We start from the raw sequence: 15,540 nt of genomic DNA on the forward strand, positions 1-15,540 counted from the left end.
TCCGGCCTCGTTTAGATTCATTTTTCTTAGCCTTGCTCATTCGTGTCACCACTCAGTGCACTCCGAGTACGCTGCAAGTAGCGTCCTGAGCGAGGTCATAGAGAGAGTTCCAAAGACGGGACAGGTAGAAGTCGTGTTGATGCAACCCAACGACGAGCAAATCTGCTCTTTGCTCTTTCAAAAAGTTGAGAATTGCACGCACCTCTTTGCCAACTACGATCGAGCCGTATGTATGAACGCCTAGTTCTCGCGCCGTGTTGGCCGCCTTCTCGTGCATTTCGCTGTGAAATTTCTGTCGCTCCTCCATCATTGCGGCGGACGCGCCTGGATCCACGACGACAGAAAACGAAGTGTAAGCGGGAAGATCTCCCAGGATTAAAATCGTAGCTAGTTCTGCGTCATATGAACGAGCGAGATCAATCGCCGTGCGTAAAGCGCGCTGCGATTCAGGGAGATCATTCAAGGCGACGACAATCTTGGAGAACATGAGAGCAACTCGGCTCTATCGTAAGGAGCACCTCGTCGGATCGCCATTACATGTTTCTGGTAGTACCGGAACTACATGCCATCGTGAGCAGGATGTTGCTGGAGTGTCCTTGCAGCTCGCGTACAAGGAATATGTAATTTATCAATCTGGGATGGGTTGCTACCATCGCGTTGTTCACCTGCCGGGGTGCGTTCCATTCCGGTTCGGGCGGACACGACGACGCATACCGCGGGACGCGGTGGTGGTCGGTAGGAATGCGAACAGCTAAAGGAGATTACTTTGCCATATCGCAGCGTAAATCCAGCCACTGAAGAAGTTCTCAAAACCTTCACTGAGCACACTGATCAAGAAATGATGGACGCCTTGGCCAAAGCGGATAATGCGTTCGTGTCCTGGGCAGCACGCCCGATCCAGGAGCGCGCGAAGATCATCGCCCGCGCCGCTCAGCTTCTTCTCGAACAGAAGAGCGAACTGGCCAAACTAGCCACCCTCGAGATGGGAAAGCGCATTGCGGAAAGTCGCGGCGAAGTCGAACTTAGCGCCGCCATCCTCCAGTATTTCGCAGACAACGCAGCGACGTTTCTCGCACCTAAGCCAATCAAATCTGCCATGGGAGACGCGCATCTCGAATTCTCTCCATTCGGCGTCCTGTTGAGCATTCAGCCATGGAACTACCCCTATTACCAGTTGTCGCGGTTTGTCGGTCCGCACTTAATGTCCGGCAACGTGATGCTGTTGAAGCATGCGCCGGGCGTGCCTCAGTGTGCAGTCGCCTTTGAACGGATTCTGAAGGAAGCCGGCCTTCCGGAAGGAGTCTACACCAATCTCTTTCTGAGCAACGATCAGGCTGGAACCTTGATAGATGATCCTCGTGTCAAAGGGATTGCGCTCACCGGTTCGGAGCGTGCAGGAGAGGCCTTGGCGTCGAGGGCTGGCAAGAACCTCAAGAAGTCCACCATGGAGTTGGGTGGAAGCGATGCATTCGTTGTCCTCGACGACGCCGACCTCGACCATACCGTGGCTATGGCCATCCTCGGACGGTTCGGAAACAACGGACAAACATGCATCGGGGCAAAGCGATTCATCGTTGTCGAATCGATACTTGACAAGTTCCTTCCGCGCTTCATAGCTGCCGCAAAAAAGTTGAAACTCGGAAACCCGCTCGACGAAAGCGTAACGCTCGGGCCGCTCTCGTCTGACAGTGCGTTGCAGCTGATTCTGCGGCAGATCAATGACGCAACGAGGCATGGAGCAAAGGTTTTGCTCGGCGGAAATCGGTCGGGAACGGTGGGAGCATTCCTGGAGCCCACCTTCCTCACTGGTCTCACGCCTGACAATCCCGCATACAAACAGGAATTCTTTGGTCCAGTTGCACTCATCTTTCCGGCGAGGGACGAAGAAGAAGCGATCGCAATTGCAAACGATTCGCCGTTTGGCCTCGGTGGGTCAGTCTACTCCTCTGATATAGAGAGGGCCAAACGCGTTGCCAGTCGTATCGAGACAGGGATGGTCTTCATCAACTATCCGGATGTGAGCTGGCCTGATCTTCCGTTCGGCGGAATCAAGAGGTCTGGATACGGCAAGGAACTCTCCAACCTGGGGTTTGAGGAGTTTGTAAACAAGAAGCTCGTGCTCGTTCCCAATATTCCGGCGGAAGCTCACTAGCCACCGCCTACAGCATAGAAGGTCGCTAGATGCAGAAGCCCATTCTTGTGGTCACGTCCCATTTCATCAAGCCGGTCGAAGCGCGAATCGAAAGCGAATACGAAGTTAGGCGAAAGACCGACGGGACATTATTTACGCGCAACGAGCTCCTTGCAGCAGCAGAGGGCGCCGATGCGATTCTCATCACGCCATTTGACAGACTCGATGTAGAATTTTTCAGTCGAGTGTCCCCGTCCGTCAAAGTGATTTCGACCAATTCTGTGGGCTTCGATCACATCGATATGCACGCGGCAGCCGAACGCAACATCGCGATTGGATACACGCCTGCGGAAGTGACGGATGCGACGGCGGATATCGTGATGCTCTTGCTTCTCGGAGCGAGTCGGCGAGCATTCGAAGCACAGGAGTTGGTCAGAAACGGCGAGTGGACGATCCCAAGCGCCCAGGCGCTTCTTGGCTGGCAGGTGACAGGCAAGAACCTCGGGATTCTCGGGATGGGGCGTATCGGGCAAGCGGTAGCGGAGCGTGCAAGAGGTTTTGGAATGAAGATCCATTACTCCAACCCTCAGCAGTTGCCGGCAGACAGGGCTGGAGACGCGGTATTTCATGCAGACCCCCTTGAGCTTGTGAAGGTGAGCCAGTTCCTTAGTCTGAATGCCCCTGAAACGCCGACAACCCACCACTTCCTCAACGCCAGGACGATCGCTCTCCTTCCCGAGCACGCCATCATCGTGAACACGGCACGCGGTGGTCTGGTAAAGGACGATGACTTGATCGATGCTCTCAAGAGCGGTTGGGTCGCCGCAGCCGGTCTTGACGTTTACGAAGGAGAACCAAAGCTCAATCCAGGTTACGTGGAACTCAAGAATACGTTCCTGCTACCACACATCGGAACGGCAACAATTGAGAGCCGCACCAACATGGGTATGGTCGCACTCGACAACATTGATGCCGTCTTGAATGGAACGGCAGCGCCTTCGCTTGCCAAAGCGTAGCGTCAGGTGGAATTCTCACGCGTTAATGCAGAGACGGTACTTGAAAAGGAGAAGAGATGAAAACACTTAGAGTTGCAGGGATTCCAGCGCTATTGGTTCTCTGCGTAGGAATGGCGCTTGGCCAGGATGTTGCTCACGATGTGGACAAGGGAGCAACCAAGACTGGAAACGTAGTGAAGCACGTAGGAAAGAAGGTAGAACACGCATCGAAATCTGGCGTCAAGGATGCGGGCCACGGGACCAAGGTAGTTGCCAAAGACTCTGCGAAGGGTGTGAAGAAGGCCACGAAAAAGACTGGAGAAGGGATCAAGGACGCAGCCAGCAAGTGAGTGCTTTCGAAATCAACCTGGATCCTGGCCAATTCAGTACGACTGTCCCGAATTTCATCAAGAGCAGAGCTAGGTTACAAGAAACCCGGGAGCTCACAAAACACAAGCTCCCGGACCTCTTTGGACACCATTCACTCAGTGATCGTTCTGGCCACATCCATCTTCGTATTCAAGTTCCTGCACCTGGCAGCGATTGTGCTCGTGCCAGGTTTCCTCGCAAACATTCAACACTACCGGCCGCTGGAGACCGGACCTGTAGCCTCGCTTGGGCTGTGGCGCAGAGAGACTATGCCTCGGCAGGTCCTGCTCAGCAGCGCGAGTATCTTCTCAGGACACAAATGCCCGAAATCGATTGGCATCATTGATGAATGCCCGGGCCATTGCTCGACAGGGTCGCAATGGCAAGGTTGGGTATATCGGGCGCCGTTACTCTCTTGATGATAAATACGGTTTTATCATCGATACGGTCGAGCTCGCCCGTCTGTATTAAGTGCTCGTCATTCCGAAGTGCGTAATCCAGAATTGCGTTGCAAATATCCCTGGCCGGCCTCTCCTTGCATTCCCTGAAGATCTGTTCGATCTCCTGCCTATCCTGTTCATCGTCACCGTCATAGACTCCATCTGTATAGAGGAAGATAAGGTCGCCAATATTCATGAGAGTGATTTCATCCAAGTCAGACGCAGTTATCTGCTTTGGCCGAAGCATGATCGATACATACCTGCTCCGGTCAGGATGATCTTCGGGAATCTCTAATCCTAGCGAAGGGAATTGCACCATGCGATCCCATCCAATATCCATGAATTTCCCTAATTCCGCAGAGAACACAAGTGGCGGTGGATGGCCGAAGTTTACGAAGCGAAAGAGGCCGTCAGGTCGAATCTCGCCGTAAACCATGGTCGCGATCTCTCGAGTGTTGTTCTCCGTGTCGAAGCCCAATGCGTTTCTCGCAGTGACGGACTGTGCGAGTCTGAGGTTCAGTATCTCGAAGACATCCGCCGTCGTCCTCCCGTTGGAGTCTAGTTCGCAAAGCATTGCTGTATGGAAAGTGTCATGTACGGTGGAAGCGATCTTGGCCGCAATGCTTCCATGTCCCTGAGCATCTACCAGCAGCACTCCGGCGGTGGTATAGAGTTCATGCAGGTTCTCAGCAATTCTCGATTGTTCTGAACTCTTGGCCATCCTGTATTGGGCGGCCGTAATCGAGTCGTAATCCGGCCTTGATTTCAGCCACTGCAAATGGGCATCGACAACATTTATGGCTGTTAAGCCATCTGGAAGCGGCTCGAGATATTGTCTGGCCAATTTGTTAGCGCGCCCGATACGAGCATCGATGTTATAGCGCTGCTGAAAGTTGATGTACTCAAAGAGGTCCCCGTCCGCATTTGCCGCAGGAATCGAGTTGCCGAACATTTCGATCCCGGCCAATTGCGGAATCACCCCCTCCACTGGCTTTAATCTCTTACGGAGGTACTCATCAATAGTTGTCGAGATGGTCACACGACCTCAATGGTACGAAAACGTGAAGACTACTTGTCCACATCACAGAGTGTGTCGTTCTGAGGACATCGGGATATTAGCAAAAGACAGGCGACAAAAAAAACTACATATTCCTGTTAGCGTGCGTTCAGAGTGCGACTCGAGGCGCTTCTCGAGCAGAAAAGTGGCTCCGTTCGAGACATCGGTTCCTACCGCTCTACAGGATTCGCATTACATTTTCTGCATGACGCGATGCGCACTTGAAACAGATCGAGTCACGTTGCGGAGGAAGGCGCCCGAAGACACATTAGTTAGCAGGAAGATGTAATGTTCTCGATCCCAATGCAGTCGTAGGATGACCATGCATCGAAACCTGATCTCCGAGCTGAGCAGCATCCACTTTCCGACCGCGGCCACGTTTCAAGCAAAGAGCGCGAGCTCCCGGACGTCAAACGTTCGCATGGTGTGGCATGGGATCTGCACCCGACTACCTCATGCAATGGGCTTGTTACTCACTGGGTCTTGACTAAGAGGAACGGGTTCGCGTCACTCGAACTCGAAGTGTGCTCAAGTAGCAGAAATGTTGGAGTGCGTATGAACCAGTTCATTGAGCTTCTGGAAAGACACGGCTACTGGGTATTGTTCGCATCCGTGGCCGGTCGCCAGGCTTGTTTGCCTGTACCGGCGAACTTGTTGTTGCTCGCCGCGGGTGCACTTGCTGGCCAGGGGAGGCTAAATCCTGTGGCGATTCTCGCGTGCTCAGTGGCGGCGTTTATTCTGACGGATCTTGCCTGGTATGAAGCCGGGCGACGGTGGGGAACAAAAACATTGCATTTCTTTTGCCGTGCCTCCCAAGATCCCCACTCATGCGTCGAGACACTGGTGAAAAACTTCTCAAACCGGGCTCCGAAGTCGCTTCTCATTTCGAAGTTCGTCTTTGGGCTCGATGCCGTTGCCTCTCCGTTATCGGGCATCTGCGGCATAAGCTGGAGTCAGTTCGTGATCTTTGACGGGCTCGGAGCATTGGCTTGGTCATCCGCATACATGATTGCAGGCTACGAGCTGCACAATCAGCTTGATCGAATCGCTGCCGATTCTCGGAGGACTGGAGAGATCTTGGGGTTTGCAGCAATAGCTGCACTTGGATGTGTCCTTGTCCTTAGGCTATTTCGCTGGTATCGCTTCCTTTACGAATTCAGGCTCGCACAGATCTCTCCTGAGGAACTCAATGACAAGCTAAAGATAGGCGATCAAATACTCCTACTGGATTTGCAAGGCAGGGACAAACCGACCAGCGAGGCACTGGCGATTCCAGGGTCCATTCGAATGGATCCACGCCGACTCGAGTGGTACATCAAGCGATACCGAGGCGTAGATCTGAGGACCGATAGAGAGGTGATCCTCTATGGTGCGTCTTCCAAAGACTCAACTAGTGCCCGGGTTGCCCTGGCGCTGCGTCGCAGGGGATTTGAAAAAGTTCGGCCGCTATCCGGGGGCTTTGGGGCGTGGCTCAGTCGAGGCTATCCGGCCATCCGCAACCCACCTATGTTGTCGGACACAGAACATGAAGTGTTCGCGCTACGGGAGGTTCTTCGACATTCACGGATGCATGTAGCCCGGCTGCTTAACAGGAGTGTCGCCGATATTGACCGGGTATTGAAACGCGTAAAGGAGCGCATTCAAAACTCGCATGATGCCGACTTGCCATTGCTTAAGAAGAGTGACATAGAAAAACCGCTAAAGATCGCGCAGGATCTGCATGGAACGCCGCCGTAGGGCCAAGCAAGTGCGCCTGATTGAGAGTCACGGCCCTTCCGCCGGATTGGCCAGGACACTGTTATTGGATCAGTTGTATCCCAATGATGAAGTTCGAATACGTATTTCCAGGGGAGGCAACGGAGGCTTCGGAACTGGCAATAGTCCGCCTGGTGCACACATTCATCGAAAGCTGGGTGTCTTGTATTGACTCGCCGCCGGTGTTCAGACCACCTGATGCACGTCTTGATGTGCACTCGTTGAGTAAGATCAAAAACAAATCCATGACGCGCTAGGCCCTCGTCGCGAGACCGGCATGAGACAGTGGCAAAGCCACGGTGAAGACTGCACCGCCAGTTTGGTTATTCTCCGCCCAAAGGCGGCCCCCATGGGCTTCAACGATGGAGCGTGACACGGCCAAGCCTATACCCATGCCTTTCTCCTTTGTCGTCATAAAGGCGTCAAAGATTTGCTCCAGATCATGGACTCCCGGCCCGTTATCGATCACTTGGACCAGCATCCTGTCTGAATCTGTAACAGCCGCTCGGAGCGTTACCAGCGGGGCCACCTGTTGTCCTTCCAAGGCCTCGATGGCATTCACGATCAGATTAATGAAGACTTGCTGAACCTGAATTTGATCGACAGGAACCGGAGGGAGACACTCGTCGAAGTGGCACTCGACGGGTACGGCGCGCTTTTTCGGGTCCTCTTGCACAATTCGGACAACTTCATTGAGTATGTCCGGAATCCTGACATCTTGCTTGACGAAGGACTCCTGCTTGAAGAGTGCTCGAATATGTTGCATTGTCTCGTCAGCCGCGCGGGCATCTCGTATAGTCCGTTCAATCGACGAATCTACCTCCGTCACATTCGACGGAGCTGCCTTCAACCACCTCTTCGCCGCCTGCGCGTTTGCAAGTATCGACATGAGTGGCTGGTTCAGTTCGTGAGCGATCGAGCCCGCAAGTTCAGCGACGGTCGCCAACCGCGAAGCTTTCGCGAGCTTGTCACGCGTGTCGCGAAGGTGGTCTTCCGCCCGTTTCCGATCATCGATGTCCATTGAGAGGCCATACCACTGTATGATCTTGCCCTGGGGATCACGCAAAGGTTCGCCCATCGATTGATACCATCGGTACTCTCCATCTGCGCGTCGCAAGCGGTGTATTGCTCTATATGACTCCCCGGTGCTGATTGCCCGGGCGAATGCCTTCACGGTCTCCTCTCGATCATCAAGATGAATGAAGCTCTCCCACCCGCGACTAATTATTTCTTCGAAGCGAACTCCAAAATAATCAAGGAATCTTTGAGAGAGATGGGTTGTTTCCCCAGCCGGCGACACTGACCAGAGCATTGAGGGAATGGTTTCGATGATGCCAAGAAGTTCATGCTCTCGCATCTGAAGAGCACTTTGAGTCCTCTTCAAAACGTCGATATCGAAGAGAAATCCGTACCATTTAACGATCTTCCCTTCGTCATCTCGAAGAGGGAGGCTACGGTTCAAGAACCAGTGGTAGACTCCGTCGGCACCACGGCAACGTAGCTCCTGCTCAACAGGTTCTGCTGAGGCCAATCCTGCCTGCCGGTTTGCCAACACTCGATCGATGTCGTCGGGATGGATCACACTCGCCCAGCCTCCTCCCAGCGCCTCTTCTGTCGTCTGACCGGAATAGTCCAACCAACTCTGGCTCAGAAAACCCAATTTTCCGTCTGGCGAAGAGATTCCTACGATTGCGGGCATTACATCAATGAGGGTCCGAAGCTCTCTCTCGCTCCTCCGGAGTGTTTCCTCTGCTCGCTTCCGATCATCGATGTCCACCGAGAGGCCGTACCATTGAATGATCTTGCCGTCGGAATCGCGCAAAGGTTCGCCCATCGTGTGATGCCACCGGTACACTCCATCTGCGCGTCGCCAGCGGTTTATTACGTTGAATAATCCTCCGGTTTCGAGCGCACAGGCGAATGCCTTCCCAGTCTCCTCTTGATCATCGGGATGAATGATTCTCATCCACCCCCAATTAAGGAACTCCTCGAAGGGAACCCCAAAATAATCAAGGAATCTTTTAGATAGATGACTGGGTTCTCCGTTCGGCCACAATGACCAAAGATTTGAGGGAATTGTTTCGATAATGCTAAGGAGTTCATGTTCTCGCATCTGAAGAGCACTTTCGGTCTTCTTCAATGCGTCGATATCGAAAAGAATCCCGTACCACTTAACGATTTTCCCTTCATCATTGCGGAGAGGGAGATTGCGATCCAGGAACCAGCGATAGGTTCCATCCGCCCGCCGGCAACGAAACTCCATCTCAACAGGTTCTCCTGAGTCCAATCCCGCCCGCCAGTTTGCCGACACTCTGTCAGCGTCGTCAGGATGGAGCGCACCCGCCCAGCCCCATCCCATTGCCTCTTCTCTCGTCTGGCCGGAGTACTCCAACCAGCTCTGGCTCAGAAAATCAGCTGTCCCATCGGGCAAGCAGGTCCCCACGTAGGCGGGCATTACATCAATGAGGGTCCGAAGCTCTCTCTCGTTGTAGAGGATCTTCTCTTCCGCCGTCTTGCGCTCGGTGATGTCGGTAACCGCACCGATAAACTCGCGATTGCCAGATTCATCCCTTAAAACGTGAGCTATCGCGTGGACGTACTTGACTCGCCCGTCAGGCAGTAGCAAGCGATACTCATGCTCGAAGCCACGGGCTGTCTGGGATGCGCGATCGACGACCTGTTGAAAGAGGGCCCGATCTTGTGGATGAAGACGCTCCGTCAGCATATTCAAGGTCGGCTTCGCGCCACAATCAAACTCGAAGATGCGATAGGTTTCGTCTGACCAGACAATCTCTCCCGTGTCGGGACCCCACCCAAAGCTGCCGGTGTGACTGAGTCTTTGGGCTTCGGCCAGGTAGGCTTCGCTCCTCTGCAACTCCTGAGTGCTCTCCAGGAGTTGTTCCTCGGCTCTTTTCTGGCCATCAATGTCGACACTTGATCCGTGCCACTTGATAATTTCTCCACGATCCCCTCGCATCGCGAGTTTGTGGTGCAGCATCCAGCGATATTCCCCGTCAGCCCGTCGCACTCGCGCCGTGCCCTCAAAGCCCTCTCCTGTCGAGATCGACTCCCGCCATCTCTGTACAAAAGCTTCGACATCTTCCGGATGAATAAAGGAAGTCCATTGCCATCCCAACACCTTCTCGAGCGGCTGCCCTATGAAGTTGAGCCACGCCGGATTGAAGAAATCAAGGTAGCCATCCGGTCGGGCGGTGTGGATCAGCGCGGGCGACGAGTCGACAATCTGGCGAAAAAATAGCCCCTGATCGTCGACCGGGATTGGGTCGTCTTTCGCCATGGTGGACATGGTAAACCGTCCAGACAGCTCTTCCTAGTATTCTCCGGACCCCAAAATGTCAAGGGCAGAAAAGCCACCGCGACTTCGAGGTGAGCCGCAAAAGAGCGCGGCCTCAAGCTGCGATGCCGCGGTGATCCATATCTCCAACAATCCGAGTGAGATTACGGCATCGCAGAGCCTAGGGGCAAACTCAACTAGACACACACTGAACCGGATCAATTCGACTAGAGCATCTCCGTCCAGAATCATTAGTGCCGAATTCATTCCGATTGTCGTGCCAGGTTGAGAATTTGCGGACCCGGGCGAAAGCAGTTCCCGTGGCTCTTTGGACCTCAATCATTCGCTGAGAATCTATCCACTGAAAGGTCAGCGTTGCGAAGCGCGCAATTCTGCCTCGTGCTTCGTTTCCTCGCGGTAAATCTGGGCCAGGGTACAGAGCGCAGTCAGAACGGCCGAGGCACCGAGCAGGAGGGCCAGAGAGTGCTTCAACAATTGAACGCCGACAAATGCCCCGGAAAACATCATCAACACTGAGCCGACGCGCCGGCGCCACCGGGGATTGTTGCCTGGCGTGAGTGAAAAGTCGAAGGCCAGTGCCGCAACCGTAAGCGTAAGTACAGTTGTCGTCAGTTCTGGCACTGCGAGCCGCCTGACCGTACCGTTGCGCATCCCCATTCCCAGTGCAGTCAAAGCGATCATCACGTAGAGTGCCGCGGAGATCTGTCCTCGCCGCGCTTCGAAGTACCACGAGACCGTCATTGCGCCTAATAGAAACAATGTCTCGATCCCAAGCGCAGCAGCAAGCCATATATTGCGCCGTTGTCTCCCGAGCAAAGAGTCGAGCTTTCCGGCAAGGAACCCGCCCAGAAGCGCGAAACCAAGCGCGCTGGAAGATCGCCCGATCGATAAGCCTGACACTCCGCCAAATGCAAAGCCCAGAAAGACGATATTGCCAGTCATGTTGGCGGTGAATACATGGCCCATTGCTATCCAGCTCCCGGCATCGACCAAGCCGGTCACGAACGTCAGGCAATAGAGAGACCCATACAGGACGCGTTCGCTATTTGTGAGGGAATCCATCAAGGTCCTGTTTTCAAAACTTATAGCCGGTCCAAAACGCCCAGTAGTTCAGATTGCGGCCGGGTTGTGTCTCCCTTAGGAAACGGCCTGCATAGAAGATGCCGTAGTCTCCCTGGAACCACAGGTGACGGTTCGCCTGCCATCGGATTTCAGTGCCAGGTCTGTTTCCAACAAATCGGGCGCGACTACCGTCCGAAGCTCTGATGAGAAATCCGGGTACGGCATAGACGCCGTCGTCCAGGCTCTGTCTCCATTGGAAGATCCAGTCAAAAGACAGAGAGACATTGCCGGGAGCAGACGCTTCTACGTGAGGATGTACGTCAATGAAGTTGATTGGTCCTGGACCTGTTGTCGCCAGAACGCCGAAGTAGTTGCCTTTGGGGTAAAGCGGATTGAAAGTGCCGAGCGCGTTCTTCGCTGGATGATCTCCGCTCGAGATGTCCGCTTTTAGGCTGAATCGCGGCTTCAACGGAATTGTCGGAATCCTATAGCCCGTCTCCGTTGCGACGGTCCAGGCGCGGATGTCTGCCGCGCCGAAGCTGCCAAACTGCCAAAGTGCTTCATCGTCGAAATCCCAGCCCGGGCGTTCGCTGGCGACAGGCCTCGATACTCTCACGCCTAGTGAGTGGCGGAGTTCATGTGCCGTTCCCCTCTCATAAGCGCCCTCTTTCCGATCCTGGCCCAGGTAGTAAAGATCCAGCTGCATTTTGTCAGGAATGTGACCGGTTGCATATGCGCCCCAGAAGCCTACGGCGTGATCTGGAGCGTTGTCGAAGAAGCCTGCTTTATCTTCGTCGGGCCTCATCGCAAACCCATCCACTTGCCAGGCATGGGTCTTGGTACGTACCAGGAACCCGTCGAAGCTGAGCCTCACGTTGGGGCCTTCGCGTACATCCATAAGCCGACCCGAGCCGTACTCCAGTTCCTGTCTGCCAGCTCTCACATGCACCGATCCCCACGAAGTCGCAGCGCCACCCTCCAGAAACCCTGACTGAAAGTCCAGCCGCTTCTCGTCGATCGGACGCGGCCCACCAGTACGATAAGAACTAATGCCGCTCTTCAGTTCAAGGAAGGTCCTGACATGGGGTCCGTAATGAACGTCGGCATAGGCCATGTATCTCTCATTCAGATATCCGTTCATGATGGGCGACTGGCCCCAGTTGTCGTTCCCGATCTGCTCCCACGTCTCGCGTGCTTCGCCGCCGAACGTTACGAACCAATTCCGGTCCGTCTTCCGGAGCGGAATGTACTTGATTGGATCCCAGAAGTCGCAGCGCAGTTTCTTATCGCGTAGAACGCTCCAATCTTCGTCCGATCGAAGTAGCTTGTAGCCACAATCAGGGGCAGATGCCGGCACATTCTGCTGCCCTCGCAGCGCAATGAGCGCTGGCCCGACCAACAGAATGATGGCTGTAGCACAAAGAGACTTGGTCAAAACAACTTCTCACTTAGCTCGGGATAAACCGGAAACCTGCTCTTCCGCCTTGATAGCGGTGTCCCAGCGCTTGCCGGAAAGGCATGCCGCCGCAGCGTGAGCCACATTTGTGTTCCTGGTGTGAACCCAACCACCAACCTGCTCTCCTATCACCATTCCGAGCAGTCCCAGCAGGGCAATGATGGGTGGTGCTGGGCTTTTCACTTTAATAACTCCATACAGCAGGCCAACAAATGCTCCGACCGCAAATGATATGAGCAGACCTTTCATTGAACTCTTCCTCCATTTTTGGGAACTGCGGCTCCCGAGATGCATGAGGTCAGAACGCGAAACAGTCGCATCCCAGGCCCCAGATTGCTTCACCTAACTTGTGCCGGCCCGGCACGTGCGAGTGTCCTTCGCAGCGATGAATAAGCGACCCGGCGGTGGCCGCCTCTACCTGGTGATAGCCTCCGTAGTGCGCGGTTGGAGCCCAGTCCAGCGCTGCCGGCAGCGGCGGCGGAGCAAGTGACTGAAAGTCGTGGCTCGCGTGAACAATTTCTCCTCCCACTACTGTCAGTTGCGACTCGAGGTATTTGATCTCCTCGGCCGGGATCTTGAAGAAGTCGTTGGTCAGCACGGCGAAGTCGGCCATCTGGCCTTCGGAGAGTCCGCCCTTCGCGCCATCTTCGGTAGAAAACCAACTGCTGCCTTGCGTGTAAAGCCGCAGCGCCTCCTCTCGCGTCAGCCGATTGTTCTCCGGGTAGAGTTCCAGTCCTCCAACAGTCTTTCCCGTTACGAGCCAGTAGAGGGACACGAATGGATTAAAGCTGGCGACGCGGGTCGCATCGGTTCCGGCACCCACGGGGCATCCCAGGTCCAGCATTCGCCGCACTGGCGGCGTCTTGCGCGCTGCATCCGCACCGTAGCGGTTCACAAAATACTCGCCCTGGTATGCCATGCGATGTTGCACCGCAATGCCACCGCCCAGCGCAACCACTCGCTCTATATTTCGATCGCTGATTGTTTCCGCGTGATCGAAGAACCAGTGGAGTCCCTTGAACGGAATATCGCGGTTTACCTTTTCAAAAACATTGAGAAAGCGTTCTATCGATTCGTTATAGGTCGCGTGGAGGCGAAAAGGCCAGCGAGCTGCAGCGAGATGACGAATCACTGCATCGAGTTCGCCTTCCAACACTCCGCCCAGGTCTGGTCTCGGCTCCAGAAAGTCTTCGAAGTCCGCGGCCGAGAACACAAGCATTTCGCCGGCTCCATTGAGACGGAGAGTGCTGTCTCCCTGGTGGAGTATTGTGCTGCCAGTCCATCGTTTGAAGTCCTCGAGTTCATGCTTGGGGCGTTGTGTGAAAAGGTTATAGGCAACCCTCACAGTCATTTGGTTACGGTCATGCAGTTCGGTGATCACGCCATAGTCGTCGGGATAATTTTGAAATCCTCCTCCTGCATCAATTGCGCTGGTCACGCCAAGGCGGTTCATCTCACGCATGAAGTGCCGTGTCGAGACAAGCTGATCCTCAAACGACAGCAGCGGCCCCTTTGCGAGCGTGGAGTAGAGTATTCCCGCGTTTGGCCGCGCGATCAGCATGCCAGTCGGATTCCCTTGCTTGTCGCGTTGTATCTCTCCGCCCGGAGGATTGGGGCTGTCCTTCGTATATCCCACGGCACGTAAAGCAGCCGCGTTTAGGAACGCGCGATCATAAAGGTGCAAGACAAAGACCGGCGTCTCGGGCGCCACCGCATTGATTTCGTCAAGTGTCGGCATACGACGCTCAGCAAACTGAAATTCGTTCCATCCGCCTACCACCCGCACCCACTGCGGGGCAGGAGTGCGCGCCGCCTGCTCTTTGAGCATGCGCAGCGCATCGGCCAAAGAGGGTACTCCGTCCCAACGAAGTTCCAGGTTGTAGTGGAGCCCGCCCCGAATGATGTGAAGGTGCGAGTCGTTCAACCCGGGAATGACCGTTTGGCCGCGCAAGTCAATGGTCTCTGTGTCGGGTTTCTTCAAACGAAGAATTTCGGAGTTTCGTCCCACCGAAGAGATCTTCCCGTTCTCAACGGCCATGGCCTCGGCGAAATAAGGCTTTGAATTGGTCGCAATCTTACCGTTATGAAAGATTCTGAGATTTCTCATTAATGCCTCCGCTAGCCTGCCGTTTCGCCGGCGCTATGCTTGAACTCCCTAGCCAATTGTGCGGTCCTGCTATCACGCCGCAAATCCGCCGTCAATCAGCAGTGAAGCGCCGGTAATATATCCCGCCTCGGGACCGGCCAGGTATGCTGCCATTGCGGCGACCTCATCCGCGTGGCCATAGCGCTTTACAGCCATAAACCCAAGCATGGTGTCCGCAAACGGGCCGCTGGCCGGATTCGCCTCGGTATCTACTGGTCCCGGCAGAATGTTATTCACTGTGATCTTTCGACCACCCAGATCGCGCGCAAGTCCCTTCGTGAAGCTGGCAACCGCTCCCTTGGTCAGCGCGTAAACTGACGCCCCCGGGACGGGCACTGTTTCGCAATTCACCGCACCAATTGTGATGATTCTTCCCCCATCCGGCATATGCCGCACTGACTCCTGGGTTGCTGTGAAGACACTTCGCACATTCACCGAAAGCACCTTCTCGAAGTCGTTGACCGGAAAGTCTGTAATCGGCCCGAAGGCGAGCAACCCCGCGTTGTTCACCAGGATGTCGATCTTGCCAAACTCCTGTGCCACTTGCTGCACAGCCGCGCGCACTGCGACCTGATCCGCAGCATCCGCCTTGATCGCGACAGCCCTGCGGCCTCCGTTAAGATTCTCGTCGACGACCTGCTGTGCACGTTGCTGCGAAGAACTGTAGGTGATGGCGACGTCCGCTCCTTCTTTCGCCAGCCGCTTTGCAATAGCCGCGCCAATGCCACGAGAACCACCCGTAACCAGTGCCGACTTCCCACTGAGTGCAGCCATCTTCGTCTCCTCCTGGCCGTTCCCTGTAATTTCCGGAGC

At 54.8% G+C, this 15,540-nt stretch carries 12 protein-coding genes; 4 read left to right on the top strand and 8 right to left on the bottom strand.

Annotated features, from left to right (window positions below; all coding sequences use genetic code 11):
- Nucleotides 1-52 precede the first annotated feature (52 nt).
- Complete coding sequence (locus VK574_RS00590) at nucleotides 53-487, bottom strand: universal stress protein (RefSeq protein ID WP_472797825.1); 435 nt, start codon at nucleotides 485-487, stop codon at nucleotides 53-55.
- A gap of 279 nt (nucleotides 488-766) precedes the next feature.
- Between VK574_RS00590 and VK574_RS00595 the strand changes: the two genes are divergently transcribed.
- The 3 genes from VK574_RS00595 to VK574_RS00605 are packed head-to-tail and all read left to right on the top strand — an operon-like array spanning nucleotide 767 to nucleotide 3,476.
- Nucleotides 767-2,152, top strand: a complete 1,386-nt coding sequence (locus VK574_RS00595) for an NAD-dependent succinate-semialdehyde dehydrogenase (RefSeq protein ID WP_472797826.1) — start codon at nucleotides 767-769, stop codon at nucleotides 2,150-2,152.
- A gap of 29 nt (nucleotides 2,153-2,181) precedes the next feature.
- Nucleotides 2,182-3,147: a 2-hydroxyacid dehydrogenase gene (locus VK574_RS00600; protein ID WP_472797828.1), complete on the top strand. Its 966-nt coding sequence runs from the start codon at nucleotides 2,182-2,184 to the stop codon at nucleotides 3,145-3,147.
- A 56-nt stretch (nucleotides 3,148-3,203) separates the two neighbouring features.
- Nucleotides 3,204-3,476: a hypothetical protein gene (locus tag VK574_RS00605; RefSeq protein WP_472797829.1), complete on the top strand. Its 273-nt coding sequence runs from the start codon at nucleotides 3,204-3,206 to the stop codon at nucleotides 3,474-3,476.
- A gap of 358 nt (nucleotides 3,477-3,834) precedes the next feature.
- Here the strand turns inward: VK574_RS00605 and VK574_RS00610 are convergent, their stop codons facing one another.
- Nucleotides 3,835-4,974 carry a PP2C family protein-serine/threonine phosphatase gene (locus VK574_RS00610; RefSeq protein WP_472797830.1) on the bottom strand — a complete coding sequence of 380 codons (1,140 nt, stop codon included), beginning with the start codon at nucleotides 4,972-4,974 and terminating at the stop codon, nucleotides 3,835-3,837.
- A 573-nt stretch (nucleotides 4,975-5,547) separates the two neighbouring features.
- Between VK574_RS00610 and VK574_RS00615 the strand changes: the two genes are divergently transcribed.
- Entirely contained in the window at nucleotides 5,548-6,729 is a 1,182-nt protein-coding gene (locus VK574_RS00615; RefSeq protein WP_472797831.1) for a rhodanese-like domain-containing protein, read from the top strand.
- Between the two features lie 271 nt (nucleotides 6,730-7,000).
- On the opposite strand, the gene VK574_RS00620 is transcribed toward VK574_RS00615, so the two are convergent.
- The 6 genes from VK574_RS00620 to VK574_RS00645 form a co-directional block, all read right to left on the bottom strand.
- Nucleotides 7,001-10,054: a PAS domain-containing protein gene (locus VK574_RS00620; protein WP_472797832.1), complete on the bottom strand. Its 3,054-nt coding sequence runs from the start codon at nucleotides 10,052-10,054 to the stop codon at nucleotides 7,001-7,003.
- A gap of 357 nt (nucleotides 10,055-10,411) precedes the next feature.
- Nucleotides 10,412-11,125 carry a YoaK family protein gene (locus VK574_RS00625; RefSeq protein WP_472797833.1) on the bottom strand — a complete coding sequence of 238 codons (714 nt, stop codon included), beginning with the start codon at nucleotides 11,123-11,125 and terminating at the stop codon, nucleotides 10,412-10,414.
- 13 nt (nucleotides 11,126-11,138) lie between these two features.
- The gene (locus tag VK574_RS00630) at nucleotides 11,139-12,560 is read right to left on the bottom strand and encodes an alginate export family protein (RefSeq protein WP_472797834.1); all 1,422 of its coding nucleotides are present in this window, start codon (nucleotides 12,558-12,560) and stop codon (nucleotides 11,139-11,141) included.
- Nucleotides 12,561-12,569: 9 nt separating this feature from the next.
- Nucleotides 12,570-12,830 carry a DUF1427 family protein gene (locus tag VK574_RS00635; protein WP_472797836.1) on the bottom strand — a complete coding sequence of 87 codons (261 nt, stop codon included), beginning with the start codon at nucleotides 12,828-12,830 and terminating at the stop codon, nucleotides 12,570-12,572.
- Nucleotides 12,831-12,879: 49 nt separating this feature from the next.
- Nucleotides 12,880-14,688 (bottom strand): amidohydrolase, encoded by a 1,809-nt coding sequence (locus VK574_RS00640; protein ID WP_472797837.1) that lies wholly within the window; start codon nucleotides 14,686-14,688, stop codon nucleotides 12,880-12,882.
- 72 nt (nucleotides 14,689-14,760) lie between these two features.
- On the bottom strand, nucleotides 14,761-15,501 hold the full coding sequence (locus VK574_RS00645; RefSeq protein ID WP_472797838.1) for a 3-oxoacyl-ACP reductase family protein: 741 nt from the start codon (nucleotides 15,499-15,501) through the stop codon (nucleotides 14,761-14,763).
- Nucleotides 15,502-15,540: the final 39 nt, after the last annotated feature.

Source organism: Occallatibacter sp., assembly GCF_035317045.1.
Classification (GTDB): Bacteria; Acidobacteriota; Terriglobia; order Terriglobales; family Acidobacteriaceae; genus Telmatobacter.

Coding starts and splice junctions, on each gene's coding strand:
- VK574_RS00590 (WP_472797825.1), bottom strand. CDS start 487: ATGTTCTCCAAGATTGTCGTCGCCTTGAATGATCTCCCTGAATCGCAG.
- VK574_RS00620 (WP_472797832.1), bottom strand. CDS start 10,054: ATGTCCACCATGGCGAAAGACGACCCAATCCCGGTCGACGATCAGGGG.
- VK574_RS00605 (WP_472797829.1), top strand. CDS start 3,204: ATGAAAACACTTAGAGTTGCAGGGATTCCAGCGCTATTGGTTCTCTGC.
- VK574_RS00645 (WP_472797838.1), bottom strand. CDS start 15,501: ATGGCTGCACTCAGTGGGAAGTCGGCACTGGTTACGGGTGGTTCTCGT.
- VK574_RS00625 (WP_472797833.1), bottom strand. CDS start 11,125: ATGGATTCCCTCACAAATAGCGAACGCGTCCTGTATGGGTCTCTCTAT.
- VK574_RS00615 (WP_472797831.1), top strand. CDS start 5,548: ATGAACCAGTTCATTGAGCTTCTGGAAAGACACGGCTACTGGGTATTG.
- VK574_RS00600 (WP_472797828.1), top strand. CDS start 2,182: ATGCAGAAGCCCATTCTTGTGGTCACGTCCCATTTCATCAAGCCGGTC.
- VK574_RS00640 (WP_472797837.1), bottom strand. CDS start 14,688: ATGAGAAATCTCAGAATCTTTCATAACGGTAAGATTGCGACCAATTCA.
- VK574_RS00635 (WP_472797836.1), bottom strand. CDS start 12,830: ATGAAAGGTCTGCTCATATCATTTGCGGTCGGAGCATTTGTTGGCCTG.